General features: G+C 57.2%; 32 protein-coding genes. 20 read left to right on the top strand and 12 right to left on the bottom strand.

Going from position 1 to position 26749, the window contains the following annotated elements; all coding sequences use genetic code 11:
• Window positions 1-458 precede the first annotated feature (458 nt).
• Window positions 459-1376, bottom strand: coding sequence for a LysR substrate-binding domain-containing protein (locus BB029_RS31090; RefSeq protein WP_065942207.1), 918 nt, complete (start codon window positions 1374-1376; stop codon window positions 459-461).
• A 194-nt stretch (window positions 1377-1570) separates the two neighbouring features.
• Here BB029_RS31090 and BB029_RS31085 point away from each other — a divergent pair, with 194 nt between their 5' ends.
• The 17 genes from BB029_RS31085 to BB029_RS31005 all read left to right on the top strand — a co-directional run bounded on the left by BB029_RS31085 (window position 1571) and on the right by BB029_RS31005 (window position 16723).
• Window positions 1571-2320 carry an SDR family NAD(P)-dependent oxidoreductase gene (locus tag BB029_RS31085; protein ID WP_065942206.1) on the top strand — a complete coding sequence of 250 codons (750 nt, stop codon included), beginning with the start codon at window positions 1571-1573 and terminating at the stop codon, window positions 2318-2320.
• Window positions 2321-2420: 100 nt separating this feature from the next.
• On the top strand, window positions 2421-3719 hold the full coding sequence (locus BB029_RS31080; RefSeq protein WP_065942205.1) for an MFS transporter: 1299 nt from the start codon (window positions 2421-2423) through the stop codon (window positions 3717-3719).
• Between the two features lie 17 nt (window positions 3720-3736).
• Window positions 3737-4585, top strand: a complete 849-nt coding sequence (locus BB029_RS31075) for a transketolase (protein WP_065942204.1) — start codon at window positions 3737-3739, stop codon at window positions 4583-4585.
• Complete coding sequence (locus BB029_RS31070) at window positions 4582-5604, top strand: transketolase family protein (RefSeq protein WP_065942203.1); 1023 nt, start codon at window positions 4582-4584, stop codon at window positions 5602-5604. Before BB029_RS31075 ends, BB029_RS31070 begins: the two co-directional genes overlap by 4 nt.
• A 60-nt stretch (window positions 5605-5664) precedes the next feature.
• Window positions 5665-6609: an alpha/beta hydrolase gene (locus BB029_RS31065; protein ID WP_065942202.1), complete on the top strand. Its 945-nt coding sequence runs from the start codon at window positions 5665-5667 to the stop codon at window positions 6607-6609.
• Window positions 6610-7292: 683 nt separating this feature from the next.
• Window positions 7293-7874 (top strand): STY4534 family ICE replication protein, encoded by a 582-nt coding sequence (locus tag BB029_RS31060; RefSeq protein ID WP_065942201.1) that lies wholly within the window; start codon window positions 7293-7295, stop codon window positions 7872-7874.
• 70 nt (window positions 7875-7944) lie between these two features.
• A complete protein-coding gene (locus BB029_RS34000) occupies window positions 7945-8202 on the top strand; it encodes a hypothetical protein (RefSeq protein WP_065942200.1) in 258 nt (85 codons plus the stop codon).
• Between the two features lie 100 nt (window positions 8203-8302).
• The gene (locus BB029_RS31050) at window positions 8303-8797 is read left to right on the top strand and encodes a JAB domain-containing protein (protein WP_065942199.1); all 495 of its coding nucleotides are present in this window, start codon (window positions 8303-8305) and stop codon (window positions 8795-8797) included.
• A 52-nt stretch (window positions 8798-8849) separates the two neighbouring features.
• Window positions 8850-9593 (top strand): ABC transporter substrate-binding protein, encoded by a 744-nt coding sequence (locus BB029_RS31045; protein ID WP_065942198.1) that lies wholly within the window; start codon window positions 8850-8852, stop codon window positions 9591-9593.
• Between the two features lie 106 nt (window positions 9594-9699).
• Window positions 9700-10242, top strand: coding sequence for a PilL N-terminal domain-containing protein (locus BB029_RS31040; RefSeq protein WP_065942197.1), 543 nt, complete (start codon window positions 9700-9702; stop codon window positions 10240-10242).
• Window positions 10239-10910, top strand: a complete 672-nt coding sequence (locus tag BB029_RS31035) for a chemotaxis protein (protein WP_065942196.1) — start codon at window positions 10239-10241, stop codon at window positions 10908-10910. The genes BB029_RS31040 and BB029_RS31035 overlap by 4 nt, the downstream gene beginning before the upstream one ends.
• 9 nt (window positions 10911-10919) lie before the next feature.
• Window positions 10920-11639, top strand: coding sequence for a TIGR03759 family integrating conjugative element protein (locus tag BB029_RS31030; protein ID WP_065942195.1), 720 nt, complete (start codon window positions 10920-10922; stop codon window positions 11637-11639).
• Window positions 11621-12163 carry a lytic transglycosylase gene (locus BB029_RS31025; protein ID WP_065942194.1) on the top strand — a complete coding sequence of 181 codons (543 nt, stop codon included), beginning with the start codon at window positions 11621-11623 and terminating at the stop codon, window positions 12161-12163. Before BB029_RS31030 ends, BB029_RS31025 begins: the two co-directional genes overlap by 19 nt.
• Window positions 12160-12675 (top strand): integrating conjugative element protein, encoded by a 516-nt coding sequence (locus BB029_RS31020; protein ID WP_065942193.1) that lies wholly within the window; start codon window positions 12160-12162, stop codon window positions 12673-12675. The genes BB029_RS31025 and BB029_RS31020 overlap by 4 nt, the downstream gene beginning before the upstream one ends.
• A 9-nt stretch (window positions 12676-12684) precedes the next feature.
• Window positions 12685-14844 carry a type IV conjugative transfer system coupling protein TraD gene (gene traD / locus BB029_RS31015; protein ID WP_065942192.1) on the top strand — a complete coding sequence of 720 codons (2160 nt, stop codon included), beginning with the start codon at window positions 12685-12687 and terminating at the stop codon, window positions 14842-14844.
• Between the two features lie 40 nt (window positions 14845-14884).
• Window positions 14885-15613: a TIGR03747 family integrating conjugative element membrane protein gene (locus BB029_RS31010; protein ID WP_065942191.1), complete on the top strand. Its 729-nt coding sequence runs from the start codon at window positions 14885-14887 to the stop codon at window positions 15611-15613.
• Between the two features lie 138 nt (window positions 15614-15751).
• A complete protein-coding gene (locus BB029_RS31005; protein ID WP_065942231.1) occupies window positions 15752-16723 on the top strand; it encodes an integrase domain-containing protein in 972 nt (323 codons plus the stop codon).
• Between the two features lie 317 nt (window positions 16724-17040).
• Here BB029_RS31005 and BB029_RS31000 read toward each other — a convergent pair whose 3' ends face one another.
• The 11 genes from BB029_RS31000 to BB029_RS30945 all read right to left on the bottom strand — a co-directional run bounded on the left by BB029_RS31000 (window position 17041) and on the right by BB029_RS30945 (window position 25448).
• Complete coding sequence (locus tag BB029_RS31000) at window positions 17041-17553, bottom strand: hypothetical protein (protein WP_065942190.1); 513 nt, start codon at window positions 17551-17553, stop codon at window positions 17041-17043.
• 338 nt (window positions 17554-17891) lie between these two features.
• A complete protein-coding gene (locus tag BB029_RS30995) occupies window positions 17892-18416 on the bottom strand; it encodes a hypothetical protein (RefSeq protein WP_065942189.1) in 525 nt (174 codons plus the stop codon).
• A 39-nt stretch (window positions 18417-18455) separates the two neighbouring features.
• The gene (locus BB029_RS30990) at window positions 18456-19295 is read right to left on the bottom strand and encodes an abortive infection family protein (protein WP_065942230.1); all 840 of its coding nucleotides are present in this window, start codon (window positions 19293-19295) and stop codon (window positions 18456-18458) included.
• A 110-nt stretch (window positions 19296-19405) separates the two neighbouring features.
• Window positions 19406-20224 (bottom strand): GIY-YIG nuclease family protein, encoded by an 819-nt coding sequence (locus tag BB029_RS30985; RefSeq protein ID WP_065942188.1) that lies wholly within the window; start codon window positions 20222-20224, stop codon window positions 19406-19408.
• Between the two features lie 4 nt (window positions 20225-20228).
• Window positions 20229-20744, bottom strand: a complete 516-nt coding sequence (locus BB029_RS30980; RefSeq protein WP_065942187.1) for a hypothetical protein — start codon at window positions 20742-20744, stop codon at window positions 20229-20231.
• Window positions 20745-21422: 678 nt separating this feature from the next.
• Window positions 21423-21800 (bottom strand): Ltp family lipoprotein, encoded by a 378-nt coding sequence (locus BB029_RS30970; RefSeq protein ID WP_065942185.1) that lies wholly within the window; start codon window positions 21798-21800, stop codon window positions 21423-21425.
• Window positions 21801-22203: 403 nt separating this feature from the next.
• Window positions 22204-22983 carry a GNAT family N-acetyltransferase gene (locus tag BB029_RS30965; protein ID WP_065942184.1) on the bottom strand — a complete coding sequence of 260 codons (780 nt, stop codon included), beginning with the start codon at window positions 22981-22983 and terminating at the stop codon, window positions 22204-22206.
• A gap of 527 nt (window positions 22984-23510) precedes the next feature.
• On the bottom strand, window positions 23511-24137 hold the full coding sequence (locus BB029_RS30960; RefSeq protein ID WP_083236523.1) for a hypothetical protein: 627 nt from the start codon (window positions 24135-24137) through the stop codon (window positions 23511-23513).
• A gap of 101 nt (window positions 24138-24238) precedes the next feature.
• A complete protein-coding gene (locus BB029_RS30955) occupies window positions 24239-24421 on the bottom strand; it encodes a hypothetical protein (RefSeq protein WP_065942183.1) in 183 nt (60 codons plus the stop codon).
• Between the two features lie 62 nt (window positions 24422-24483).
• A complete protein-coding gene (locus BB029_RS30950) occupies window positions 24484-24720 on the bottom strand; it encodes a hypothetical protein (protein WP_065942182.1) in 237 nt (78 codons plus the stop codon).
• Between the two features lie 104 nt (window positions 24721-24824).
• Window positions 24825-25448 carry a site-specific integrase gene (locus BB029_RS30945; RefSeq protein ID WP_083236522.1) on the bottom strand — a complete coding sequence of 208 codons (624 nt, stop codon included), beginning with the start codon at window positions 25446-25448 and terminating at the stop codon, window positions 24825-24827.
• Window positions 25449-25791: 343 nt separating this feature from the next.
• Here BB029_RS30945 and BB029_RS30940 point away from each other — a divergent pair, with 343 nt between their 5' ends.
• The 3 genes from BB029_RS30940 to BB029_RS30930 are packed head-to-tail and all read left to right on the top strand — an operon-like array spanning window position 25792 to window position 26749.
• Window positions 25792-26124, top strand: coding sequence for an RAQPRD family integrative conjugative element protein (locus BB029_RS30940; protein WP_065942180.1), 333 nt, complete (start codon window positions 25792-25794; stop codon window positions 26122-26124).
• Window positions 26121-26360 carry a TIGR03758 family integrating conjugative element protein gene (locus BB029_RS30935; RefSeq protein ID WP_065942179.1) on the top strand — a complete coding sequence of 80 codons (240 nt, stop codon included), beginning with the start codon at window positions 26121-26123 and terminating at the stop codon, window positions 26358-26360. Before BB029_RS30940 ends, BB029_RS30935 begins: the two co-directional genes overlap by 4 nt.
• A gap of 17 nt (window positions 26361-26377) precedes the next feature.
• Window positions 26378-26749 (top strand): TIGR03745 family integrating conjugative element membrane protein, encoded by a 372-nt coding sequence (locus BB029_RS30930; protein ID WP_065942178.1) that lies wholly within the window; start codon window positions 26378-26380, stop codon window positions 26747-26749.

Here is a 26749-nt window from a genome sequence, read left to right as displayed (position 1 = left end):
CCGATTCGCTCCGGGTAGCTCGGTCGGACTCCCTGAGTTCGGAGCCTTCTCTTCTGCGGAATTTCATTCCCGTTTTGTGCTTGACCGTATCAATGTGGCGGATGACCACTGTTGCCTCTGCCAGGCAGCAGCGGTCATCCGCTACGGCGATCGCATTCAGTCCCGGAGCCCACCGGGGAAACACTGGGCACCGTTTGTGCGCGGATGCGTGCCAGCATGTTCCGACCCAGGCCACGACAAGGGTCGGTTGGTGAATCATGGCGCAGTCAAACCAAGTTTTGCGAGGAGCTTGTCGACTGCGTCTGCCGCCAAAAGTGGCATCTTCTATTCTTTGCCTGGCGCTCCGCCAGGCTTACTCTTCTTTCCAGTTCCGGTGCTAGATCCTTTTCGGACCCTTCAAAGGAACTAAAGCGGTCCATAAATATAAAAACAAGGTTGTAAAGCTTGCCTCCTCCCGCTCAATACGCAAAACCCTGGCCCAATTCACTCTCCATCCACTCCAGGAAACGCCGCACCCGCGGGAAGCTGGAGTGCGCTTTCGGAAACACCAGATGGTGCGCAGCCACTGGCGCGCTAAGTGCTTCTGGGGCCACTTCGATCAAGCTGCCGGAAGCCAGATACTTCTTGGCGAGCAAGGTACTTTCCAAGGCAAACCCCAACCCATGGCTGGCCGCTTCCAGCGACATGTACGAGCGGTCGAAACTCAATGCGTAAGGCTTCTCCGGACGCGCCAGGCCATGCTGGGCGAACCATTGCGGCCATTTGAGCAGCGTGGCTTCGGAAAGCACCAGGTCGCAATCCAGCAGATCGGACGCACGGCGGATCGGGCATTGCGCGAGCAATTTCGGCGATGCGAGTACGGCGAAGGTTTCGTTCTGGACGGTGCGGACTTCGTAACTCGGCCAGTTTGCGGTGCCGTGACGAATGTCCACGTCAATCTTGTCCCGGCTGAAATGCAGCGACTCGTAGGAACACGACAGATTGATCTGGATATCAGGGTTGCACGTGCGAAAAGCTTCCAGCCTTGGCATCAGCCACAACAATCCGAAGCTCGGTGCCGAATGCAGCCGCAGGCAGTCCAGGCTCACGTCGCTGGCTGCGCGCTCGGTGGCAACGGCCAGGCTGTGGAGCACCCTGGAGACTTCCTTGAGGTACTGCTCCCCCACCGGCGTAAGCGTGACGCCCCGGGCGGCACGGACAAATAATTGCCGGCCAATCATGGCTTCAAGTTTCGCCAGTTGATGACTGACCGCAGAAGGCGTCAGGTCCAGCACTTCCGCAGCCCGGGCGACGTTATTGAATCTGGCCGTTTGTTCAAACGCCTGAATCGCTTTCAGCGGTGGGAGGATCAAAGGGGCATCGACATCAGTACGCATGGCAGTTCGCTCCGCAACAAGTCCCATGATTGTTGAGCTTTTTCGTAAAAGCTGCCAGCCGTGAACGACCCAGTGCTGAATTTTTTTCAGCGCTGAATGATTTTTAGGCCATTGCTCAGCCAAGGAGCAAAGAAGAAGCTGAGTCATCGGTTTTTTCCTAATCGACTCATAAAAATAATTCGAGGTAATCCTCCATGCTTCTTCAAGGCAAAGTCGCCATCATTACCGGCGCCGCATCCGCCCGTGGCATTGGCCGCGCCACCGCTACCACGTTCGCGCAGCACGGTGCTCGCGTGGTGATTCTCGACCTGGACGAATCCGCCGCACGGGACGCCGCCAACGCCCTGGGCGAAGGCCACGTGAGTCTTGCGGCCAACGTCGCGGATGAAGCCCAGGTCCGACGGGCCGTTGCTAAAGTCATCGAGTATTTCGGCCGAATCGACATTCTCATCAACAACGCCGGCATTACCCAACCGCTCAAGACCCTCGATATCCGTCCTTCCGATTACGACAAGGTCTTGGACGTCAGCCTGCGCGGCACCCTGCTCATGTCGCAGGCGGTGATCCCGCTGATGCGCGAGCAGCAGGGTGGCAGCATTGTTTGCATGTCCTCGGTCTCCGCCCAACGGGGTGGCGGCATCTTTGGCGGGCCGCATTACAGCGCCGCCAAGGCCGGCGTACTGGGCCTGGCCAAGGCGATGGCCCGGGAGTTGGGCCCGGACAAGGTCCGGGTCAACTCCATTGCTCCAGGCTTGATCCACACCGATATCACCGGTGGCCTCATGCAGGATGAGCGACGGCACGCGATCATCGACGGCATTCCGCTAGGCCGCCTCGGTGAAGCCCAGGACGTCGCTAACGCCGCCCTGTTCCTGGCCAGCGATTTATCCTCTTACCTGACGGGCACCACCTTGGATGTGAACGGCGGAATGCTGATTCACTGACGCACCTGGGCGGGCCAGCGCGGCCCGTGCGGTTCTGGATCGACGACGCCAGCCGGGCCTACGGGCCTGGCGGTCAATAAAAACAAGAGATCAGACCATCATGACAACTTTGTCGCTCGAAGCGGTTTCGACCGTGCGCTCCAATGCCTACCGGAAAACAGCCTGGCGGCTGATGCCTTTCCTGATGCTGTGCTATCTGTGCGCCTACCTGGATCGGGTCAATGTCGGTTTCGCCAAGCTGCAGATGATGAACGATCTGGCACTCAGTGAAACCGTCTACGGGCTGGGCGCCGGCATGTTCTTCATCGGCTACTTCCTCTGCGAGGTGCCCAGCAACATCATCCTGCATAAGGTCGGTGCTCGCGTGTGGATCGCGCGGATCATGATCACCTGGGGCATTATTTCGGCGCTGTTCGCTTTCGTCGAAACCGCCTGGCAGTTCTATGCCCTGCGCTTTCTGCTCGGCGTCGCCGAAGCGGGCCTCGCGCCCGGGCTGCTTTTGTATCTCACCTACTGGTTCCCGTCTTATCGGCGTGCCCGCATGACGGTGCTCTGGTTCATCGCCATCCCGCTGTCGGGCATGGTGGGCGGGCCTCTCTCCGGCTGGATCATGAACCACTTCGCTGGTGTGCATGGCTGGGCCGGCTGGCAGTGGATGTTCGTGCTCGAAGCCATTCCCACCGTCATTGTCGGGTTGCTGGTATTGAGTTATCTCAAGGATGGCGTCCACCAGGCCACGTGGCTGGACGACGATGAGAAAGCGCTGATCAGCCGTGAACTGGCCGAAGACGACCAACAGAAAGTCACCCATGCCTCGGTAGGCGAGTTCATCCGTGACCGCCGTCTGTGGCTGCTGGCAGGCATTTATTTCTGCGTGGTCATGGGCCAGTACGCCATCACCTTCTGGCTGCCGACGCTGGTGCGCAACGCTGGGGTTTCCGATCCCCTGCACATCGGTTTCCTGACCAGCCTGCCCTACCTTTGCGCAATTGCCGCCATGCTGCTGATCGGTCGCAGCGGCGACAAACATCGCGAGCGGCGCTGGCACTTGATCGGACCGATGATCGCCGGTGCCATCGGACTGACACTCGCGGCGCTGCTGGGTGGCAACATCTTGCTGTCGATCCTGAGCATGTGCCTGGCGGCGTCCGGCATCCTGTCCGCGTCCTCAATGTTCTGGATGCTGCCCACCACCTTGCTCGGTGGTGTGTCGGCTGCCGCCGGGATCGCCGCCGTCAACAGTTTCGCCAATCTCGCCGGCTTCTGCTCACCCTACCTGATCGGCTGGATCACCACGCAGACCGGCTCCAGCGCCATCGGCATGTACCTGATCACCGGCGTGTTGCTGGGGGGTGCCTTGCTGGTATTGCGCATTCCCGCCGCGTTGGTCAATCGTTGAGTAATCGGAGTTCTACCATGACAGCCCCTGTTCCCTACGTCTCATCCACGCCGCTGACCGAGCGCGCCCATAACATCCGCCGCCACGCACTGCGCATGGGACAAGTCCAGGGCCAAGGCTATGTCGGCCAGGCCCTCGGCGCCGCCGATCTGCTCGCCGTCGCGTATTTCCACGCCATGAACTATCGGCCCGAAGATCCTGAGTGGGAGGAACGCGACCGTTTCTACCTCTCCATCGGTCACTACGCGATTGCGTTGTATGCGGCCCTGATCGAAGCCGCAATCATCCCGCTCGACGAGCTGGAAACCTACGGCGCCGACGACAGCCGGCTACCGATGTCCGGCATGGCCGCCTACACGCCGGGCATGGAAATAACCGGCGGTTCCCTCGGCCAGGGTTTGGGCATCGCCGTCGGCGCCTGCCTGGGCCTTAAACGCAAAGGCTCGCCGGCTTTCGTCTATAACCTGCTGTCCGACGGTGAACTGAACGAAGGTTCGACCTGGGAAGCGGTGATGTCGGCGTCGCAATGGAAACTCGACAATCTGATCGCCATCGTCGACGTCAACAATCAGCAGGCCGATGGTTATTCCTGCGAAATCCTCTCGTTCGAGCCGATCGTTGACCGCTGGCAAGCGTTTGGCTGGTTTACCCAGCGCGTCGATGGCAACGATCTGGATGCACTGGTCGCGGCATTCGATGCCGCGCGTAACCACCCCGCCAGCCAGCCTCGGGTGATCATCTGCGATACCCGCATGGGCAAGGGTGTACCGTTTCTGGAAAACCGGGAAAAAACCCATTTCATCCGCGTCGAAGAACACGAGTGGGACCTGGCGCTGAACAACCTCGAAGAAGGAAAACACCCATGAGCAACGCCGCCAACACACCAACTTCAATGGGCGAACCGGCGAAAAAGCGCCTGACCACGTCAGCGATGATCGCCTCGATTGCCGCTGAAGGCCAGCCCACGAAATCCGCGCCATTCGGGCATGCACTGGCCGCATTGGCGGATCAGCGCCCGGACATAATCGGGCTGTCCGCCGACCTGTCCAAGTACACTGACTTGCACATCTTCGCCAAAGCCCATCCGGAGCGTTTCTACCAGATGGGCATGGCCGAGCAATTGCTGATGAGCGCGGCGGCGGGCATGGCCCGGGAAGGCTTCCTGCCGTTCGCGACGACCTACGCGGTGTTCGCCTCCCGTCGTGCCTATGACTTCATTTGCATGGCGATTGCCGAGGAAAACCTCAACGTCAAGATCGTCTGCGGTTTGCCGGGGCTCACCACCGGTTACGGCCCAAGCCACCAGGCCACGGACGACCTGGCGATCTTCCGCGCCATGCCCAACCTGATGATCGTCGACCCCTGCGACGCGCTGGAAATCGAACAGGCAGTGCCGGCTATTGCCGCGCATCAAGGCCCGGTCTACATGCGTTTGTTGCGCGGCAACGTACCCTTGGTGTTGGACGAGTACGGCTACACCTTCGAGATCGGCAAGGCCAAGACCCTGCGCACCGGCAATGACGTGCTGATCGTTTCCACCGGCTTAATGACGATGCGTGCATTGGAAGCTGCCAAACAACTGCAGGCAGACGGCGTGGATGTCGCGGTGCTGCATATGCCGACCATCAAGCCGCTGGATCAACACACCCTGCTCGCCGAAGCCAGAAAGCCCGGACGTCTGGTGGTGACCGCAGAAAACAGCTCCATCATCGGCGGGCTGGGCGAAGCGGTTGCCGGGGTGCTGCTGCGCAATGGGGTGACGCCGACATTCAGGCAGATCGCCTTGCCGGATGCCTTCCTTGACGCGGGCGCATTGCCGACGCTCCATGACCGCTACGGCATTTCGACCCAGGCCGTTTGCGCACAAATCAAAGCCTGGCTGTAATGGCAAAGCCCAGGGCACTGGCAAAAGTGCCCTGCGGCTAGACGCAAAGGGAGCGCTATTTTGAAGCCAGATGAACTGCTCGATCCAGCATTCCAGGGTCTCGTGGCATCGGGTGAGGAGCAATGGTCGCTGAGCTCGCTGCCGGCCATCCGCGCCCGAGTCCATTCAACCTTCAAACCCGAGCACAGCGCGCGGTGCGAGGTCTGCTGGATCACAGGCACCGATGCCGAACGCCTGCGCCTGTGTCTCTACCGACCGAAAGAACACCCGCGAAACGCGATCTTGCCAGCGATCCTGTACATGCATGGCGGAGGTTTCGTATTGGGGAAACCCGAGATGGCAGACGACTGCCTGGCCGGGTTGGCCGAGGCGTCGGGTGCGATCATCGTTGCGGTGGATTATCGACTGGCGCCCGAACATCCTTTCCCAGCGCCCCTCGACGATTGCTACACCGCCCTCGCCTGGCTGCTTGCAAACCATCGCGACCTGAGCCTCGACCCCCAGCGTGTCGTGATCATGGGCCACAGCGCCGGCGGCGGGCTTGCCGCAGCATTGTCCATCATGGCCCGCGACAGGGGCCAATATTCACTCGCCGGCCAAGTGCTGATCTACCCCATGCTCGACCACCGCACAGGCTCGGGACAATCGCCCTACCCGAGCCGGGGCACTGACACGTTCAGCTGGTTGCCGGCGCCCAATCAGTTCTGCTGGGATTGCCTTCGCGGTGGCTACACCCTGGACGATGATAGTGTCGGTCTGTTTTCACCCGCCCTGCAACCCGACCTGCGCAACCTGCCCCCTACCTTCATCTCGGTCGGTTCACAGGACCTGTTCCTTGAAGAAGATGTCGATTTCGCAATAAGGTTGTCTCGGGCAGGTGTAGCCATGGAACTTCATGTCTACACCGGGGCGCCGCACATGTTCGACCAGGTTCCCGGGCGTATCACCGATCAACTCGCGCTCGACGTCACCCGGGCGTTGAAAGAATTCCTGAGAAAGAGATGAACAGCGGACTAGGAATGGAGACCCTGTTAGTTGATGTCGAGCCACGGGGGGGATGCCTTGCGGAACTCCGTATCTGGCGACGGCCCAGTGTCCGCGCGTTGAAGTGGAGTGTGTGCCCGCCAATGCCTGTTCGACCACCCGCACGGCGCAGTTGCAGACTTGCTCGATGTAGATCACCCTCGAAACAGTGATGGCTTTGACCGCTAACTCCAAGTCGGCGCCCGCTAGCCAGATAGACTGTGCTTGCCGCCCGTTTTTTTTCAGACCAGTAACAGCTACTGCGTTCCGGTCTTAAAAAATCCGTATGCAGCGTCTTGACCCTCCCCTGTGACAGGCTTATACAAAGGGCGTGGTTTGCTGTCGTTGACAGCCCAGCCCAGGTAGCTTGAACCTTCAAGGCTACGCCACGCTCGTGGTGGTTTACCCAAGTGCGATCAGCATTCGGAGGCTCGCACGATTACCGCTTCAGCGGTGATGAATGCCCACTACCCCAGATCCGCAGACCACTACTGCGGATCCTCTTCTGCTGCATCGCTATTCCCCAGGCGCACCGTTCTGATCGTCCTCGGCTTGCCGGTGGCGTGTCGTTCATCGCTCCCCTTCACCTTACCCACCCTGACGGGGACTCACTTCCCCGTCAGGGAAGGTGCGTCGCCGTTTCCCCTTGAAACAGGAGAATCACCATGGCCCACGCCAACCAATCCCAAGAAGCGACCACTTACTTCAACCTACACACCGTCGGTATCGGCTACCTCAACCGTGTCCGCGAAGTACAAGTCCGCCGCGGCCAGCCGTTCATGGCCTGCGATATCGCGGCTCTGCACGGTGCCACCGATGCAGTGGAATACACCCGTTTCGACTGCAAAGTCGCAGGGGGCGAAGCTGAACGTTTGATTCGCCTCTATATGGACGCCGTCAAAGCCGAGAAAAAGGTCTTGCTGTCGTTCCGTATCGGCGACCTGTGGATTGACCCATTTCTCTATGAGAAAGGCGATAAACAAGGCCAACCGGGCGCCAGCCTGAAAGGTCGTCTGCTGTACATCGACTGGATCAAGGTCAACGGCACGTTCGAGTACAAAGCGCCTGCCAGGCAGGAGGCAACAGCACCTGCTGAGCAAGCGCCAAACAGTCAGCCATCCCCAACGTCGGCTGATATCGAAGCTGAGGATACCGACAACCCAACAAAGTCCAGGATTGAGCCTGAATCTGCACCCACTCCCCGCACGGCCCGCCGTGTCACTACACGTACTGTTCAGTCCGCCTGAACAATCCACGATGTTTACATCAAGGCGCTCAATCGAGCGCCTTTTCTTCAATCAGCACAGGAGAACCCATATGGAATCCTTCTGGCTTTGCGACGATTGCCTGTTCGCTGCGGCTTACGAGGACTACAGCACGTTATCGCTCTACTACACGACAGATGAGATCGCGAAACGCATTGCTGGCCTCCATCTTGGGCTGGCTCGGCTAATGCCCATCAGTGCCGACTTCGATCTCGAAACTGGTCGCGGAATAAGAACCTTCTCCCCATTGCCCTGCGACGGTTGTGATTCACACCTGCACGGACAACGCCACCGATTCACTCGGCTGTAAACAGCGCGTCATCGGGCAATGCCCGTGACTCTATATCCACCTCGGGGACGCCACTCCCCTCGGGGGTGTACCCCCGGATTGTTCCCTTCGGAGGTACCCCATGAGCACCCCACTCACCCTGATTGAAACGTCGGATGTCGAGGCTGATCGTATCGCCCAGGAAAACCAGCTGATCGACGAAGCGCTGCATATTCTGGATCGTCGGCTGTTCACCCGCGGCCCCGGCCTGACGTCACCTGACTCCGTGGCTTCATATCTAAAACTGCATGTTGCCCCCCAAGAGCATGAAATCTTCGGTGTGGTTTTTCTCGATGCCCGCCATCGCGTTCTGGCGTTCGAGATCCTCTTTCACGGCAGCATCGATGGCGCCAGTGTTTATCCCCGCCAGGTCGTCAAGCGCTCCCTCGCACATAACGCAGCAGCCGCCATTTTTGTCCACAACCACCCCTCGGGTTGCACGGAACCCAGCCAGGCAGACCGCGTCTTGACCGCACGGTTGAAGGAGGCCTTGGCCTTGATCGAGGTTCACGTACTGGATCACTTCATCGTGGGTGAAGGTCGCCCACTTTCTCTTGCCGAATACGGTTGGCTTTAACCGTTACAGGCGCCTTCGGGCGCCTTGTTCATTTTCATCCTGGAGAATACTCATGAACTCCACTACCCAAACCCCAGACATGCTGGGGACCTCAAACCCATTCGTCCGCGGCTATGACAATCTATCTATCGAACGACTGCTACTGATCACCTACGCAAACGACTGCCCGCCCTGCTTTCGCTCCATACACCGCTCACAAGCTCATCTACTCGACGATGCGCTGGAACTGTTCGCATGCCTGTTCAACGACGACTTCGCTCTGACCAGCGAGGGTCAGGCCATTCCGGATGAATTGGATGAACACTTCCAGTCCACCGGGCTGGTGCGGCAAGTGATCTATGCCGTGACGGGCGAAATGCTCAACGAACGACATCATGTCGGTGACCTTTACTCCCTGGAAGAAGCCCAAGCCATGGTCCATCGTTTGAGCTTCGACACAGGACACTACAGTCGAGCCTGGGAGATCAGTACCGCACACCTCACTGAAGAAGCATTGCGCTACTTGGAACACCGGGCGGGCTATTTCGACTCTAGCCCAACCGGACTGCTGTTCGAACCCTTTGCCCTGAAGGACTGCAATGGCGTCGGGTGTAAGCTGATCGGCACGCCCTGGACCGACGAGAACCTGGTGAAGATCGAGGGCCGTCCTTACGCATCGCTGAGGCAGGAGCAGCTCGACGCTGGCACACCGGAAGCCCTGGTCAACCTGCTGTATCTGGCTGCACTGGCCGATGTGCGATTGTTGATCTTCGACCCCGACGCCGACGTCTTGGATGGGCTCGCGATTTTTGAATAGCAACGCGTTCAGCGTTAACACGACCCGCCTTGAATCAACTTACTCACTGAATCGCTCCTTCACCTCATGTCAGGTTCTGCACTGAATCTGACATGAGGTTTTTTCCATGGAGCGTTTTTTCACGCCTGTCTGCCTGCTGGGTTTATTGAGCGCCTGCACGGCGCAGATCCCGACCCCATTGCCGACTAGTCCAGAGAATGCCGGTAGTTCCAATCGGGCCCAGCTTTCGAGGAGTACAGCCGAAGGGAGTCACCCGACAGAGCTCCGCTATGGCCGCTATACGCTGGTCAGCACCGAGCCCACGGCAGAGCAACGTGATCTTCTCGCTCAAATCATTGACGTGAGCATTCCGACCAACCTGAATCCTTCGGTACAGGAAGCGATGCACTACGTGCTGCAGCGCTCAGGTTATTCGCTCTGCCCTGCTGCCGAACCAGTAAAAATAATGTTTACCCGGCCTCTGCCCGCCGCCAATTACCGGCTCGGCCCGATCTCACTACGCAACGCGCTACAAGTGCTGGCTGGCCCCGCCTGGCAACTCACGATCGATGAGGTTAGCCGTTCGGTCTGCTTCGAACGGCTAAAAAATGATGCTGCCGTCGTGCGGCTCGCACCCAGCGCGGCCCATCAGCCGGAGGCACGCCCATGAAAGCCACGACGTTTCAAACCCTCATTGTCGGCTCACTTTGCCTGGCGGTCTCCGGGCTGAGTGGTGGTTTATATAACCAGTATCAACGCGTGACCGAGCTGGAAAATGCGAACGCCCAACGCCTACAGACCCTGGATACCCTGCAACGTGATTCAAGCACCCTCTTGGATGCACAGGAGAAGCTGCAGTACGCACTGAAAGACCTGAAGCAGATGGTCGATACCGGTGAGCAACAGGCTAATACCCTCGATCCGATGTTGGATCAATGGGCGCAAGAGATTCAGGAGCTACGCGACGGTCTGGCGGACCGTGCCACCGACGCCGACATGATCGCGCTACGCGCGAGACTTGAGCACGTCGAGCAGCAACTCCTGGACCTCAAAAGCCAGCCACCACTCCCACCACCGACGCCTTCCTCGGCCAAGCCGAAAAAAACCGCTCAGCCCAAGCCTGCCCCGCTCCTGCCGCCATTTTCAGTGTTGAGCGTCGAGTCCCGCGGTAGCGAGCGCTTTCTGGCGGTCGCACCTCCTGACAGTCGCTCGCTCAATGATATCCAGTTGCTGCACAACGGCGAGCAGTTCGGCACATGGCAACTGAAGGTGCTGGAGCCGAACGCGGCTATCTTCACGGTGACCGCTCACCCAGACCAGACCGTGCACCTTCCTTGAGAAGCGATCATGAACAGAGCGCTGCTGAGCCCCGTCGTCTGTTTCGTTTCATTGCTGAGCACGGGCGCTGCGCTGGGCAGCCCCGTCACGACACCGTCACGGGTCCAGGACACACAGTCCGCTCCGCTGGGGCGTTCGCACGCTGAACAGGCGACGAGCTGGGGTCTGACGGAGCAGGAATGGATACGCTTCGAACAGATCCAAGGCGGCCCGCGTGGTTTTTGGAGCCCTAACCTCGATCCGCTGACTGCACTCGGCGTCGAGGCAGAGACCGACCAAGAGCGTCAGCGCTATGCCGAATTGCAGGTAGCGCTGGAAGCCAAACGCGCCGAGCGCGAGTTGGCTTACCAAAACGCCTACACCGCAGCTTGGGCCAAGCTGTTTCCTAGACTGTTGCCGATTCAGGGTATGGCATCCCCGCCCCCTGCCAGCTCATCGGTAGAGCCGCGCCGAGCGCTGTTTGTCGAAGACCATTGCCCTGCGTGCACCGCCGAAGCGCAGCGTCTACAAAGCAGTGATACGGCGCTTGATATTTATCTGGTGGGCAGCCAAGGCGAGGATGAACGCGTCCGTCGCTGGGCTCGGCAAGCGGACATCGATCCGGCCAAGGTCCAACGCCGGCAAATCACCCTGAACCATGATCGTGGTCGCTGGTTCAGCCTGGGTGCCCCGAGACCATTACCCGTCATATTTCAGCAGGTGAATGGACAATGGCAACGTCTCGATTGATTGCTATTGCGCTCCTGCTGACGGTGCACGCCGTCCGGGCAGACGAACTCCCGCCTCCGGCTTATCAACTGGCAGCGCATGACGCCAACGTCCCTTCCACGGTGTTGTTCGCGATTGCCCTGCAGGAGAGTGGCGCCCGCCTCCGTGGTCGACTGCTGCCCTGGCCTTGGACGCTGAATATTGCCGGTACCCCTTACCGTTTCGCCAATCGTCAGATCGCCTGTCACGCCTTGCTTCAGGCACTTGCTCGGTATGACGCCAAGCGGGTCGATGCCGGGCTTGGGCAAATCAACCTGGGTTATCACAGACAGCATTTCTCCAGTCCCTGCGAAGCCCTTGAACCCTACCGCAATCTGGCCGTAACTGCCGCGCTGCTGCAAGAGCATCACGCCGTCACCGGTGATTGGGTGTCAGCTGCTGGCCGGTATCACCGCCCGGCAGGAGGAACGCCAGCCGCACGTTACCGCGCCGGCTTTACCCGCCAACTCGACAGGCTTTCCTTCAAACAGGGCATACCACCATGAAGCGACTTCCCAGTGCGTATTACCTCGCCGTGCTCTTGGCTGCGCTCGCCCAGCCGGGACTGTCGTTTGCAGAAGTTCAGCCTGGCGATTTCACCCGCCCCCAGTTTGAAGCTTCCAGGCCGCCAATAAACAACAATATTCAGCCTGCTCTGGCCATACATGCGGACCTATCTGCTTTTGCCGATGAGACCTGGATACTGCCCGTGCGCAGCTCTCACTTGAGCCCTGGCCCGATCACATCTCGCACCCTGAACATGCCGGGCTTGCAGCCGTTTTTCCTTGTCGGGGAGGATCCCCAATCGTTGGTTTGGCTGCATCAGCGTGCGACTGAACTGCAAGAAATGGGGGCGTTCGGCCTCGCCGTCGAAGTGACCGATACTGAAGCCCTGGGCCGAATTCGAGCAGCCGCGCCGGGCATCACCATCCTGCCGGTCAACGGCAACGACATCGCCTCTCGCCTGAAAATTGAGCACTACCCTGTCTTAATCACAGCCACCTCACTGGAACAATGAGTCTGAGTCATGGCCGAGCATGCGATGGAGTCCAAACTCCGGCCCGCAGTCGAGCTGTATACCGTGGCGATCTGCGTCGCCGCGGCGGTGTTATGCGTGTATTCGCCCTGGGCCGTGGCCCTATCACCCGAGATCGGTCTGATTGCGGCCCTGGCCTATGCTCTGTTCGGTTTGATCCGCCTCCGACAAGCCTGGGAGGTGTTGCGCTATCGGCGCAATATCCGCCGGCTGCCCCGCTACGAGCTGACCAGCCGGCAGATTCCGGTGAGCCGCAAACGTCTGTTCATGGGCCGCGGCTTTCGCTGGACCCGCCTGCACACCCAGCGCTTGGTCGAGGCCCAGGATCCGGCCGTCGCTCACTACGTCGACCAACCGACCCGTTACCGCCTGGCACGTGGACTCGAAAGTCGCCTAGAACATGCACCGTTTCCGCTCTCGACACTGGCCCGTGTCACGGCCTGGGACAGCGCCTTTAATCCGTTGCGCCCTTTACCCCCAGTCGGTGGCTCACCGCTGTTGCATGGGGTCGAGCCAGATGAAACAGAGGTCAGCCTGCCGCTGGGCGAACGGGTGGGTCACACGCTGGTGCTTGGTACTACCCGTGTCGGCAAAACCCGGCTCGCGGAGGTGTACATCACCCAGGACATTCATCGTATCGAACATGAGGTCGTCATTGTCTTCGATCCGAAGGGCGATGCCGATTTGCTCAAACGCATGTACGTCGAAGCCAAACGCGCTGGTCGGGAAAAGGAGTTTTATGTGTTTCATCTAGGCTGGCCGGAGATCTCCGCCCGCTACAACGCCGTGGGACGTTTCGGGCGCATCTCGGAAGTGGCGTCGCGCATCGCTGGGCAGCTCAGTGGCGAAGGTAACTCGGCGGCGTTTCGCGAGTTCGCCTGGCGTTTCGTCAACATCATCGCCCGCGCCCTGATCGAGTTGGGCCGACGTCCGGACTATCTGCAGATCCAGCGACATGTGGTCAACATCGACGCGCTGTTCGTCGAATACGCCCAGCAGTTTTTCGCCAGAACCGATCCGCAAGCATGGGAAATGATCGTCCAATTTGAAGGCAAGCTCACCGAGAAGAACATTCCCCGGCATATGATCGGACGCGAGAAGCGTGTGGTGGCCATCGAGCAGTACCTGGCGGTGAAGCGGGTGTTTGATCCAGTAATGGACGGGCTGCGTTCTGCGGTACGATACGACCGTACTTACTTCGACAAAATCGTTGCCTCGCTACTGCCGCTGCTGGAGAAACTTACCACCGGTAAGACCGCCCAATTACTGGCCCCCAAATACACCGATCTGGACGATCCGCGGCCGATCTTTGACTGGATGCAAGTCATCCGAAAACGCGGCATCGTGTATGTCGGCCTCGATGCGCTGACCGACGCAGAGGTCGCTGCCGCTGTGGGCAACTCCATGTTTGCCGATCTGGTCTCCGTAGCAGGACATATTTATAAACACGGCATCGACCATGGCCTGCCCCAGTCCGGCAGCAGCGGTGACAAGCTGCCGATCAATCTCCACGCTGATGAGTTCAACGAGTTGATGGGCGATGAGTTCATCCCGCTGATCAACAAGGGTGGCGGTGCCGGCATTCAGGTGACGGCCTACACCCAGACCCTCAGCGACATCGAAGCGCGAATCGGTAACCGGGCCAAGGCCGGCCAAGTGATCGGCAATTTCAACACCCTGCAGATGCTCCGCGTGCGTGAAACCGCTACGGCTGAACTACTCACCCAACAGTTGCCCAAAGTTAATGTGCTGACCAAGACCCTGGTGTCGGGTGCCACCGACACATCTGATCCTGAGGCCAATACCGACTTTACCTCGTCCTCACAGGACCGGGTCAGCAGCACCAGTGTGCCGCTGATCGAACCGGCCCACATCGTCAGTTTGCCCAAGGGGCAAATGTTCTCCTTCCAAGCCGGTGGGCAGCTCTGGAAAGTTCGCATGCCGCTGCCCAAACCTTCGCCTGACGATGCCATGCCCAAGGATCTGCAAGAGCTCACTCAGCGGATGCGCGTCAGCTACAACGAACAGGCGGGGCACTGGTGGAGTGCAAGTGGCGGCGGTCCGACGCTGGGCTTCGATCCAGATCGGGTTACGCCTCCACGCACTTCTTCAGCGGTGGATGCAAGTGTTCCTACTCAGGAGGCCCCATGACGCTCTCGGCCCTACAGTGCATCTCGTGGAGTCAAGGAGGATGACTTCAGCTCAGCCCCGTCCACCGCAACCGATCCAGCGCCCTGGACTGATCGTTTCGGCGATTGGCCTTGTCCTGCGCATTATCGGTTTACTGATCGCCTCATTGCTGTTCTCGATCCTAATCGAGTTCGCCGGTCTGCTGCTGTTATGGGGTGATCAAGGCTGGCGACACAGTCAGGCGATGTTGAGCCACGAACTGGGCTGGCTCAGTGAGCACTTCAAATCCTCACTGATCCTCCAGCAGCCTGGGCAGACGATTGTCCGGTGGCTGGATTTCCTCAAGCAGTGGTTACTGGTCAAGACCGGTTTTACGGATTTTGCCCAGCAGGCGCAGGTGTCGAGCCAAGGCAAGGGTTTCTGGGGCTGGATCAATCAACTGTATGTGAGTATTGAGGACTTTGTGCTGGCAGCGGTGTATGTCAGCCTCACCTTTGTGGTGCGCCTGACCATTTTGGCCTTGGCGACTCCCCTGTTTCTGCTGGCCATGTTCACTGGTTTTATCGACGGCCTGATGCGCCGCGACTTGCGAAAATTTGGAGCCGGGCGCGAAAGCAGCTTTGTCTATCACCGGGCCAAGCGAGCGGTCATCCCACTGCTGAGCGTACCCTGGATCCTTTACCTGTCTCTGCCCTTTTCGCTCAACCCCATGCTTGTTTTTGTGCCTTGCGCCGTGATGCTCGGGGTCGCCATGGCCATCACGACGGCGACATTCAAAAAATATCTCTGAGTGCGATACGAATGCTTATCTGCGGAAGTGTTCAGGAGGTCAGCTCATGAGAGGCCCAAGCTCCCGGTCGTAAGGAGCCGCCAGTCCCGCGTTAGTGGACAACCCTCACAGGTGTTTGGCTTCGAGAGGAGTTTGATCATGGCATTGGTTGGTAGACGAGAAGGGCGCAATTTTGGCTATGGCCGACAACTGAGTTATGCCGGACCGCAAGCCTTGCGCGATCTTTTTGGTGGTGGGCATTATGCCACGGTCAAGGCGCACAGTGATCGCTGGCAGGCGTTTGTCCGCTGGTGTCGTTCGGAGGGGTTTAACGATGCGCGACAGATTGATCGGCAGACCTTGCTGGAGTACGCAGGGCATCTGCGCCAACTAGTTGAACAAGGCGCTATCGGCATCGCCACCGCGCAAAACCGGTTGTCCAGCGTGAACCGGACTATGGCGGCGCTTCGCGGCGATCAGTCTGTGGCGGTGCCGAGCCCGAGTAAGGCCTTGGGAATGCGGCGTACCAGTGTTCGTCGCTCGACGCCGCAAGGCCAAGACCATGAGCAGGTGAAGCGGATCGTCGACGTGCTCTGCGAACACCAAATGCCACGCGCGGCGGCCATCGTTCAGTTGGCGCGAGCCACCGGCATGCGCTTGCGCGAGGCCATTTTGGCCGACCTACCGCGCCTAAAACATGAGACCGAACACTACGGCAAAATCAACATCAGAGATGGCATCCAAGGTAGCCGCTCACGTGCGTCGGCGCTTCGTTGGATTACGGTAAATGATCCTATTCGTGACGCGCTGAAATTTGCCGAACAGGTTTCACCCAACGGTAGCCGCAATCTGCTTGCACCGAACGAAAGCTATGTCGATTTACAACAGCAAATCGTCCGCCCCGCACGAGAGATCCTCCATTCGCACAACCTCAAAGGCTTCCACGAGCTTCGGGCCGCCTATGCGTGCGAACGCTATGAGCAGAGCACTCATCATCTTGCGCCCATCAACGGTGGCCGTTGCTACCAACTCGACCGACGCCTAGACCAGGATGCCCGAGTGCAAATCAGCTACGAGTTGGGACTCGGCCGTATCGACCTGTTATCGACTTACATTGGCGGTCGAACATGAGTAAGCCATTCGATATGAAGCCGTTGCTACTGTTCGCGAACATAGTCCGACATGATCGGATCGGCCGTGACGTGTGAATTGTGCTGGTGGATCTTTGGGAATGGCATGGTCTTTTCCTTTGTGCCACTACATGTAGTGGTAGATCAGCTAGCCAGCGACGCCATATATACGAACGCCGCTTTTTTTCATTGTTCGTGGAGCTAGTGATGGAGGGGGATGACTTATCGCCCTGGGCGACATCAGCCAGCACGCCCATAGGCGCGGAAGCCGCTTTTTCTCGATCACCTGGAGACGTCGCTGGAGACTTGGAAAACCATCTACATTGCTGCTTTTTGAGCAGCCCGAGTATGCGCGGCTGCGTCTGCCAGTAGGTGCGCGTGAAAGCGGCTCAAGGCATCAACGAACTCTGTCGAGAGCCAGTGGTAGTCCACGATCACTACTTGGCTGCGAGTAATACCATGCGCCGTCAGTACGGGATTGAGCATGCTTTCATCCGGTTGTGATTCGCCGACAACGTAATAGACAAGCTTCGCTCTACCATCCCTGTAGAGATCGGACTCAGCTGCTCCGGTATGAAGGAGGCCGCATCTTGCCGCCCACAGGTCCTCAGCGTTGAAGTCGAAAGTGTTGCCATTGAACAGAAATCGGTTCACCCAATCCTTAAAGCCTCGGCCGCCAGGCTCGCCTGCTGCGTTCAGCCAGGACATGTGGTCGATCGCCGAATAAATTAAGGTAATTGCATGGGTAAGGTGCCCCGCCTCCATCAGCGTGGTGATTGCTGAAAGGTTGGAGCTGAAGGTGCTGAAGATTCTTCTATCAAGCTGGGTCATAGTCGTACTCATGGCAGTGTTTTTTTCGTGTCAGTTTCCTAGACGCGAAAACTGCGCCCTGGCACTGCCCCCAATCAAGGGGTGGGGTGTTCGCCGCTGCCTACGGCTGCGACCGGGGCATTTCCTCAACCTTTTTGCTTGGGGCGTTCAACCGGGGTAGCAGTAGCCGTCAGCATGCGGCTGGTCGGCGTCCGAATACGCCGGGCACTGCCCATTCTGTGGGCGCACGCCATCTGGTTGGCAATCCCCGGTGACATCCCGACCGTCGTAGCCATCGCACCCAGCGAGCAGCACGCTAAGACAGACCGCGCCTAAGGTTTGAACGGTAGTTGGTTTCTTCACGGTTTTCCTTCGAGAACTCGCACAGGCTTCCCAACCTCGCGCGCGATCGCAGCTAGGTGTCCCTTTTGACGGTCAACAATATGAAGCTCAACTATCCGGATCAGCTTACGTAGCTCGTAAAGACGATCAAAAGGAAAAGAGATTTCGTACTGCAGGTGAAGCACAAGCTCTCCTGGCGCTTGCTCCTCACGAACTGTCACCGACTCAAACTCGTTTTCGTCATTGTGCGCAACGTAGGTATGACGCAATTCCATGATTTTTTTGTGTTGTTCCAGACACGCCTCCTCAGCTTTAAAAACCGAGGAAGCTTCAAGCTTATTCCGACCTTTCCCAGTACTCACAAAGCATTTCGCATACGAGTTGAGCGCGCTTTTGAAGTGTCCTAAGAACTCTAGGATCGGGCAGTATGAATTCCAGAGATGAGGATGGCCAAGCTCTTCTGCTTTGCCGATGTAGTAGCTGGCTTCGTGAATCTGCCGCATCAGATGGATCTGACCCTTATAGCTGCTCAGCGCACTCATAGAGATTTTCCTCGATCAGTTGGAGTTCGGTAGCTAGGCCTATCGACGCTCTCGTTTCGACAGCTTCCCGAGCAAGTACGCCGAGATCGTTCCCACGATCTCGATAGCGGCTTTAGCCTCCTCTGACGAAAGAGTGGGCACCCAAGGCCTACCATGGCCAGCACCCTGTTTGTTGCGAACTCGATTGACACCGAGGGCGGCGGTGAAAAGGCCGCGCTCCATCGATTTAATCGCTGGTTCACCGGGCTGCTCGGGAATCTCTGGCACTGCCAACTCAAGAGCGATGAATGCCATACCCAAAAGGCCCTGAAAGTTCGCCTTTTCTGGATAACGCCCCTTCAGGCTCATAAGCACGTGGGCTGCGGTAGCCTCTAACAAATCCTTTCCAGTACCCGCTATGAGAGCCGCATCCTCAGCCCCCTTTTGGGCACGAAGAGCATAGGCCCACAAAGCATCAGTCAATTCCGCTCCGACAAGCGCGGTCAGTACTTTGGGAGATACCGTCCCATCGTCCGCTAGATTAAAGCCCTCTGCGTTGAAGGCTCCCTTAGCGTTTTCCACAGCCTCACGGCCTACGTAGTTCGCAGATGTTTCGCGGAAACCACCACAGGCGCGGACTTTAGATAGGAGCCCAGCGACTAAGCGAGAACCAGCCTCAGGCTGTAGCTCCATCGCACTGTAGAGCACCGCACGAACTCGCTTCGCTTTGCCAATGGTCTGTCCTTGCTGCTTTGGATCATGCTTAGAAAGACCAACGGTGTTCACTTGAAATTCAATATCGGCATGGGATGGCTCCCGATAAATGCCATTATTTCCAGAGTCGTCTACGAGCTGAGCCAATGCATGGATGATCGTATCTGTAAGCGGGATAGTATTCATAAGCTTCTCACCAACCTTTCCCAACTCAGTCTCTCGGACGCCCAATACGCCCTGGTACTGCCAAAGGCCCATTCGAGGGCCGGTGATATGCAACTGATTTCTAGAATCAGCTATGAAGCACCCTCAATACCCGAGCTTGTTGTTGAGGTAGGCTTGAGACGTGTGTGTTTTCTTCGCCCCTCCATTAGCACCGCCTTTGCTTCTTCTCTACTACCGGATCGGCAGTGAAGGATGTATTGCGCAAGCCTCGCCTGATTCTCGTAGTCGATTTCCAGCCAATCCAGCTCCGCATGAACATACTGAATGATGTCTTCTAGTTTCACGCTGAACCACTCACCGTTCGTGCGGTACTGGGCAAAATGCTGGTGACACTTCGCCTCGGCCGCAAGGCAGTCTGCAACCTTGGCATTGATTACATTGACTAGCACGCTCCCATGGCCGCTCATCTGTGCACGCTGGCGACGACCTGCCGTCTTGGTATGTCCGATCTTGCTGAGCCCTGTCATCCCATCGAACAAGACATAGACATAACCGACCAGTCGGTCAGGCGGGCTCGTTGGGTTTCCAGGCGCACGCGAAGCGAGATGCGGGAGAAATTCCTTCGCGGCTTCTACGAAATGCGCCCAGGTTGGGGTTACATCGAGGTCTTTGAGGCTCTTTAAAATCCGCCGCTGTCCAACGTTTCGATCGGAGTCATCCGCATGCGCCAAGCGGATGGCCTCATTGACAATCATGCCCCAGCCTAGGAGCGACAGCTCTCGCTGTAAGCGCGTCGCAGGCAGGTCGAAAGCAGCCGCCAAGTCAGCGAGTTCAACCTTTTGCACTTGTTCGACCATGCCGCTTTCCTGAACTTCGGTTTTGATGTTGTTGGCCACTTGAGTACCTTCCCGTTTAGCCCGCACGGCGGCGGGCTTGTAGGTGCCGTGCATTTTCCTATGCGTCGGCAATATCGGCTCGCATGAGGGTTATTCTCGGCAAGAGCCGCTTCCGAATTTCGTCAATCAATTCGGTTATCAGTTCGCATTCATCGTTCGTGAAACGCAAAAACGGTGCACTGCGTAAATCGGTGACCGACTTAGAATTTATGCGCCAAGGCTGGACTTTATGGTGCTTGCTATCCGAATGTGCATACACCTCATAGCGAAGGCTAATCAACCGCTTGTGCAGAGCTATAGCGCCTTGATCCTCAGGCAAAAAACTTTCTGGAAGACCGAGACTCGGCCATCCGTAGCTTTTGGTGAATGCCCTCGCATAGCTAACAACAAGTGCCGTCACAAATGCGGATTGCTGCATGTAGATAGAACCACGACGCTCCCAAGGCGCTGAGTGCCACCCTTTTTTCAGTAGATGTTGGGCGTATTGGCGTGCAAGGCCCAAATCATCGGCGGCTACGTAGAGGCGTTCATACAGTCTCTGCTTCTCTTCACCCGCGACCGCTGGAATGTCCATATTCTTACTTTTCCTCTGGCGTTCAGTTGTCGGCGCGGCGGGTATTCGGCTTGGGTGTACCTGGTGACATTTCCTTCAACTCACAGGGCGCGATTCACCACTTTTTATTACGGAGCTGAAGACGCTCAAAGTCTTTTGCGAGCGTAATCAGACCAGAGCGGCACCTGCTAAACCTTGCCGTTTCGCGTGGGAATCCAATCGATTCAAGGAAGTCGGGGCTACATGAACTGAGCAATTGGCGACTGACATGGTTAGTGTAGTCAGACTCGAATCTGCGTTTCCCAATAACCGCTGACTGAGCTTCCCGAATGGCGTCCGCCATGACCTCGTGCCGATGAATTTTCCCGTTGGCTTCAGCTCCAGATCTGTATGCCAAATCTCTCAAAACTTGGGACACTTCACATAGAGCTTCGTAGTCAGCCTTCCGCTTGTGTGACCGGTAGAGGTAAAAAACTATCGCCCCGGAAATGACAAGGATTAGAGGCCCAAAATTGTTCATACAAGCCTTTCCTACTGGTTCACGTTGTCCGCAGCGTCACGAGCCAAATCGGCACGGGCAAACCATGCTTCGTGGTGGCATTGGTCAACATCTTGCTATTTCAGCCCAACGGCCTAGAACGATGGTTGTAGGCAAATTCGATTATTCCAATGTAACTATCGTTTGAACCACGCCGTTTTTCAGCAACCATCTGCATGTTTTGCCCCGTAGGTTGCTTGGTCCACAGTGTATTTTTCTCCAGCACTCGAGGAAAGTTGCTTAATGAGGCCTTTGCACGAGAAGCCCATCATATTGAGATACTGCTTCGCAGACCTCACCGCCTGCTGGTTCCAATCAATGCTCATGCTGTCCACTGCTATCGTAGCGTCAGAAACGTCGAAACCCTCTCCAGCATCAGATGAAAGCTGATGAATAAGCCCATTCCGTGAGAAGCCCGTCATGCTGAGATACTGCTTCGCTGATCTGACTGCATTATTTTGAGGTCCAGTCAAATCTCCAGCCCATGAGGGCCCAGCAGCAAAAAAAGTGACAGCCAATATTACTTTCAAAAAATTCATCGGAATATCTCCAGAACCCATGCAGCGCCTCTAACGGCCTTAAAATTCTTGTCTTACGGCTCAACTTTACATGACACGTCCCTTGAGGGGACTGAGCGAATTTCCTCGGCTTTCACCTGGTCAATCGATGCCTGCAGCTGCGGCGGTAGGCCAAGAATCACGTTTATTGCGAGAGTCGTTTTTTCCTACTTCTCCTTGATTGGCTGGGCCTCAAAGTGACCGCTGCTACGAGACACGAAGTGATGCCCGCAGTAAGGGCAGTCATAGCTAGCATCTTCCACCCCACCACCAAAGCTGCCTCCAGTCTCAACCAGCTTGAATTTTCTTTTACATGAAGAGTTGACACATGTTTCCGTCGTTTTGGTAGACATGCTTCTTTTTCCTTGATCCGTTCAGCAAGAAGTTAGAGCTCGATTTCGTTGAGAGTGATGACATCCAGATACCAACCACAGCAGTTCGGCGTGGCCCTAAATCCGATAGCTCTCGCCTGTTCATGCTTGACTTTGCCCCTGACGATCTCAAAGCCACCCCAGCTGACTTCAACAACCGGATCTTTCAGAATCCGCTCGTGAGCGACAGAAACGCGATGCGCCAATTCAAGCGAGCGCGTTTCTTCGTCGAATTTAGCCATCACGTAATGCACACGATCAGGCTTTACCCGCTCTTTCGAGTACAGAGCGTTCTCGGGGTAAACGCATACGGTGACCATCTCCAAGGGATCGCCCCGAACGTGCGCGTGAGCCAACTTCGAAAGGCGTTGCATGTAGATTGACCTTTGATGCTTTAAATCTCCAGCATCCCTGTGTACCTCAAAACCCATTTGTGACCAGAACTCCACGGAGCTGCGTGGTTCACATTGAACAACGAGCACAGTGTTGTTAAGTGCTTCTTCCTTACGAATGGCATGCTCAACAAGTGCCCGTCCAATCCCGCGCTGCTGACAACTGCTTTTTGTCTGCAAGATAGTATCGTGTGAAATACCGTATGTGAGAAAACCAACCGGTCCTTCCGCCCCAATAAAGACCGTCATCCGCTTTTCGGCGCACGCTTTCTGAATCATGCCCCAATTGTTGATGAACCCATGCCCATTGCGCGCCTCACGCTTTAACCATTCCTGGATGAGTGGGAGATCGGCATCCACCGCCGTGCGGACACTTCCCTTCATTTTCTTGGTCTTTTCCATAACCCCTCCGAGTTATTTAAGCGCGTTTGACAGTGCAACCCATGGGGATTGGTCGAACTTCCCTACTCTTCACCAAGCCAAGCCCCGTACGACAATCCAAGCTCCATCGTTGCCGCTTCACCACCTGGAACTCCACGCGCTTTGAGCCTGGATATCTCCTCTTCCAGCCAACGCATCAGTGCCGCTCGCCCGTGTGGGCAACTCCCGTACCCATCTTCTAAAGCAGCAGCAATACTCTGAAGCTGGTCACTGTTCATGGTGTTTCTTGACCTCCGGCTTCGAGGCTGGAGACATCAACAGCCCGCAGGTTGCGCACAAATACGTGTCACCTGATCCATCCGAGAGGCCCTTAGTCGACACATTCTCCCAACACTTTGAATACGGCTGATCATTTTCGGACGTTTGCTCTCCGCCCCGGTGGTTATTCGGGCAAGCGAAGTAGCGATATGAGCGCATATTCATAGGATTTTTCCTATGGATGGCCGTGGCTTAGCGAAACCACAGTTTTGAAGTTGAACACTACCGGCTCACCAAACATGCTGATCCATCTCACCCAGCTCCGAATGAATGCCGGAAAGCAGCATGAACATGCTGTCCATGACCTCGCTGAGATGTCGAACATTGATATGGTGCAGATCCGGCAGTGATAACTGGCCCTTCTTGTCCTCGGGGTACCGAAAAGAGAACGACTGCGGATCAATCTCGGCTAGTTGATGTAGGAATTGCTCCATCGCAGGCACCTCCTGATCGCATGCATGTGGAGTCAGCTCATTGAGCAGCGTTCGCAGTTCTGCCCACATGGGCATCAGGCTATGGCTGTGGTCTTCTTTGGCAGGAGAATTTGCCAGCTGTCTAGCCAACGCCAAAATCAGCTTGATTTGAAGCTCTAATCCTTGGCGGTAGAGGAATACTAATGGATAAATAACGCTGTCGAGACTGGTTCTGCGCTCCGACAATGCATACAAAATTGCATCTGCCGCGTCTTTATACCCAGCCGCGTAGATATCCATGGAATAAGGCGCCCAGCCAAGCATGGCATTGTTCTGCCAGTCGTCACCTCGAACAAACAACTTCTGACCTGCAAATTCTGATGGGAATTTGGAACGGTCACCAAGGTTGTCGTCCAGCAAGTCGCCGCAATTGCTCATTTTCATTCCCTCGTTTTCTCAGCCGCGAAAGTCGCATCGCCCTTTACTGGTTGTAGCTCAGAGCTTGGGGTTGAGCTGGCTGATTTTTCCGTTGTGGCTGTGAGGGCTCACTTAAGCCCGAAATTACGCTTGAGTTCGACGATACGAGCTGCACGCTGCTGGCGGGCCTGCGCGGTGCCCAGGTCGGCCACAATCGCACCATGAGCAACAGCAGAGGTGCACTGCGCGTCCTGTTCTACTAGCTCGATCAGCTCCTGGAGCTGGGCACGGATTTCGTCGTAGATGGCCATCGCGATGTCCGAGGGGAAAAAGAAGCCCGCACCGCGGGCTTCTTGAAGTTACAAGGCAGACCTCAGGGCAACTTTGCGATCGCCTGCTTTTGAGCTTCCACCGCTTGGCGCGCGTGATAAACAGCGTCGCGCAATCTCTGGCCTTCTTCTTCGTGCATCTGGTCTTGGCGCATGCTGCCGTCGCGGCGACGGTAGTCATAATCCTTCCAGTCTGCCAGGTCCTTTTCGGCTGCTGCCAGGATCTGCTCCAGCTCCAGCAAACGCGCGACCGCTACTTGTTTCTCGGGTGAATCTGACATGACGACTCCTTAGCTGCGCTTCTGCGCAGAGCTAGCTTGATTATGCGAGCCTGTAGAGCCCGTCACCTAGACTAAAATGCATCCAGGAAGCATCACTGATGTCGCTATGCCAGCGCAACCTCGAATGCATGTCGAATTGTCGCTTGGTCGACTGTCAAGTAAGGCTTGCTATGCTCAAGACAGGAGTGACCGAGTATGGTCTGCACCGTCTCAACATCGCCTGTTGCCGCCAGTACCTTGGCCGCCAGGGAGCGCCTGCCGGTGTACGACGATCCCTGCTTGATACCAGCCTGCCGGTAGAGCCTGCTAATGGTCTGTTGGAGCGAATCACTGGCCTGGTACACCTCTGGCCCACTGTCAAGCTCGCGGTGCTTGAACGCCAGTTCAAAGGCTTGGCCCTTGTGTGTAGTGACCAGCTTTGAACCTGGGCGCAGGCTTCGGTATTCGTCAGTGCCGGAAAGGCCCCAGCGGCGCCGCCAGCGAACTGCGATCCAGCCTTCCAGGGCGGCAAGGCATCGTGGATGGGTCAGGTACACATTGCGCGGTCGACAGCCCTTGGTGATTTCTGCGCGTAGATACACTTCGGGCTTGATAGCCCCGCTGGGATACAGTACGTCAGCGAACTCCAGCAAGGCCAATTCGGTGACGCGAACGCCAGTGGTATGTGTGAGCCACAAAAGCATCGCGTCGCGCTCTGGTAAACGGCCAGTCACAGATGCTACGCGGATTAAGTGTTTGAATGGGGCTCTCTGTCAGGATTGGTGATGAATCGGGAACGGTCCTGAGAGAGTTGGCAGAAGGCCTCCTGAATAGCTTACAGGCCGGCGTGCCGGGGTGTTCACGGAAAATGGGGGGGGGGTGACAATATCGTCATCAACGAAGCTCATCGAGAGTGGAAGTTCCCTAGAGCCTCAACCACTCTCTCCACCCAAGATCGAAGGACCACATTAGTTGTAACGTAAACATCCCCAGTCCTTTCCCAGAAAAAGCGATTCATTAGATCTCAGGTTTCTTACGGAATAATTCGACCTTTGACTTGATTCTGCTCCCAGCTTCATATGGGACAGCATCATGCCGACTACCGTCTTTCGCTGCTTACTACTCTCACTGGCTATCGTTCACGGCAGCAGCTATGCCGCCTCGGCTCATGAGCAGGATCAACTCAGCCTTATACAGCGGCAACTCGACACCATCGAACGCCTTGCGACACGAGCTGGGGCAGCCAGCACAGCTGAACCAGTCGGGCGCTATCGCTTTGACTATCTCCGTCTGTCTAAGGACATCCAACGTATTCGCCAGGGGGTGCAGGGCTATATGTCCCCCTCTCGCGCTCAACCCCGCGACGCTACTGAATTGGTCGGCGATTACCGTCTGGACGCACTGCCCGCGGAGCCGTCGCCATGAGCATGACTGACGCTCAGAGCTCCGCTTTTCAAAACGCCTCCGGCTTTTCGTCGCAAAGCAGTTCGACACTGTGGCTGTCCCTGGTTCTCGTCCTGGCTTTGCTTTGGTGTGCATGGGTGATCTGGACGGCTTACCGGGGATGGGCGGCCGGCAGTGTGCGCTTCGGCGCGTTTGGCGGCAGTACTACCCGTGTCCTGCTCACCTTGCTGGTTTTGATGTTTTTTACCCTGTCCTAATCCAGGAGATCGCCGCCATGCTCAAGCGTTTTGCCCCTCTGAAAAACAACCTGCGTGATCGTGCCAGCCAGCGCTTGATCGGTCTGCTGCTGGTGCTCGGTCCAAGCCTGGCTTTTGCCGAACTCCCGACCATGGAAGCCCCTTCGCGCGGCGAAGGATCCGGGTTGATCGAGACGATCAAAAACTACGCCTACGACGGCGGAATCCTGCTCGGCTTGCTGATCGCCCTACTCGCTTTTCTCGGTGTGGCCTGGCACTCCCTGACCGTCTATGCCGACGTGCAGAACCAGCGCAAGACCTGGAAAGACCTCGGCGCGGTGGTTGGTATCGGAGCGCTGTTGGTTGTGATCATCATCTGGTTCCTGACCAAGGCAGCCGCGATTCTGTGA

It is taken from the genome of Pseudomonas sp. S3E12, from assembly GCF_001702295.1.
GTDB lineage: Bacteria > Pseudomonadota > Gammaproteobacteria > Pseudomonadales > Pseudomonadaceae > Aquipseudomonas > Aquipseudomonas marginalis.
Note: the sequence above shows the minus strand (reverse complement) of the source record. Positions and strands in the feature narration are given on the sequence as shown.

Bases quoted from the DNA above. Each gene is read 5' to 3' on its own strand.
- BB029_RS31090 (WP_065942207.1), bottom strand. From the start codon at position 1,376: ATGCGTACTGATGTCGATGCCCCTTTGATCCTCCCACCGCTGAAAGCG.
- BB029_RS31085 (WP_065942206.1), top strand. From the start codon at position 1,571: ATGCTTCTTCAAGGCAAAGTCGCCATCATTACCGGCGCCGCATCCGCC.
- BB029_RS31080 (WP_065942205.1), top strand. From the start codon at position 2,421: ATGACAACTTTGTCGCTCGAAGCGGTTTCGACCGTGCGCTCCAATGCC.
- BB029_RS31075 (WP_065942204.1), top strand. From the start codon at position 3,737: ATGACAGCCCCTGTTCCCTACGTCTCATCCACGCCGCTGACCGAGCGC.
- BB029_RS31070 (WP_065942203.1), top strand. From the start codon at position 4,582: ATGAGCAACGCCGCCAACACACCAACTTCAATGGGCGAACCGGCGAAA.
- BB029_RS31060 (WP_065942201.1), top strand. From the start codon at position 7,293: ATGGCCCACGCCAACCAATCCCAAGAAGCGACCACTTACTTCAACCTA.
- BB029_RS34000 (WP_065942200.1), top strand. From the start codon at position 7,945: ATGGAATCCTTCTGGCTTTGCGACGATTGCCTGTTCGCTGCGGCTTAC.
- BB029_RS31050 (WP_065942199.1), top strand. From the start codon at position 8,303: ATGAGCACCCCACTCACCCTGATTGAAACGTCGGATGTCGAGGCTGAT.
- BB029_RS31045 (WP_065942198.1), top strand. From the start codon at position 8,850: ATGAACTCCACTACCCAAACCCCAGACATGCTGGGGACCTCAAACCCA.
- BB029_RS31040 (WP_065942197.1), top strand. From the start codon at position 9,700: ATGGAGCGTTTTTTCACGCCTGTCTGCCTGCTGGGTTTATTGAGCGCC.
- BB029_RS31035 (WP_065942196.1), top strand. From the start codon at position 10,239: ATGAAAGCCACGACGTTTCAAACCCTCATTGTCGGCTCACTTTGCCTG.
- BB029_RS31030 (WP_065942195.1), top strand. From the start codon at position 10,920: ATGAACAGAGCGCTGCTGAGCCCCGTCGTCTGTTTCGTTTCATTGCTG.
- BB029_RS31025 (WP_065942194.1), top strand. From the start codon at position 11,621: ATGGCAACGTCTCGATTGATTGCTATTGCGCTCCTGCTGACGGTGCAC.
- BB029_RS31020 (WP_065942193.1), top strand. From the start codon at position 12,160: ATGAAGCGACTTCCCAGTGCGTATTACCTCGCCGTGCTCTTGGCTGCG.
- traD (WP_065942192.1), top strand. From the start codon at position 12,685: ATGGCCGAGCATGCGATGGAGTCCAAACTCCGGCCCGCAGTCGAGCTG.
- BB029_RS31010 (WP_065942191.1), top strand. From the start codon at position 14,885: ATGACTTCAGCTCAGCCCCGTCCACCGCAACCGATCCAGCGCCCTGGA.
- BB029_RS31005 (WP_065942231.1), top strand. From the start codon at position 15,752: ATGGCATTGGTTGGTAGACGAGAAGGGCGCAATTTTGGCTATGGCCGA.
- BB029_RS31000 (WP_065942190.1), bottom strand. From the start codon at position 17,553: ATGACCCAGCTTGATAGAAGAATCTTCAGCACCTTCAGCTCCAACCTT.
- BB029_RS30995 (WP_065942189.1), bottom strand. From the start codon at position 18,416: ATGAGTGCGCTGAGCAGCTATAAGGGTCAGATCCATCTGATGCGGCAG.
- BB029_RS30990 (WP_065942230.1), bottom strand. From the start codon at position 19,295: ATGAATACTATCCCGCTTACAGATACGATCATCCATGCATTGGCTCAG.
- BB029_RS30985 (WP_065942188.1), bottom strand. From the start codon at position 20,224: ATGCACGGCACCTACAAGCCCGCCGCCGTGCGGGCTAAACGGGAAGGT.
- BB029_RS30980 (WP_065942187.1), bottom strand. From the start codon at position 20,744: ATGGACATTCCAGCGGTCGCGGGTGAAGAGAAGCAGAGACTGTATGAA.
- BB029_RS30970 (WP_065942185.1), bottom strand. From the start codon at position 21,800: ATGAATTTTTTGAAAGTAATATTGGCTGTCACTTTTTTTGCTGCTGGG.
- BB029_RS30965 (WP_065942184.1), bottom strand. From the start codon at position 22,983: ATGGAAAAGACCAAGAAAATGAAGGGAAGTGTCCGCACGGCGGTGGAT.
- BB029_RS30960 (WP_083236523.1), bottom strand. From the start codon at position 24,137: ATGAAAATGAGCAATTGCGGCGACTTGCTGGACGACAACCTTGGTGAC.
- BB029_RS30955 (WP_065942183.1), bottom strand. From the start codon at position 24,421: ATGGCCATCTACGACGAAATCCGTGCCCAGCTCCAGGAGCTGATCGAG.
- BB029_RS30950 (WP_065942182.1), bottom strand. From the start codon at position 24,720: ATGTCAGATTCACCCGAGAAACAAGTAGCGGTCGCGCGTTTGCTGGAG.
- BB029_RS30940 (WP_065942180.1), top strand. From the start codon at position 25,792: ATGCCGACTACCGTCTTTCGCTGCTTACTACTCTCACTGGCTATCGTT.
- BB029_RS30935 (WP_065942179.1), top strand. From the start codon at position 26,121: ATGAGCATGACTGACGCTCAGAGCTCCGCTTTTCAAAACGCCTCCGGC.
- BB029_RS30930 (WP_065942178.1), top strand. From the start codon at position 26,378: ATGCTCAAGCGTTTTGCCCCTCTGAAAAACAACCTGCGTGATCGTGCC.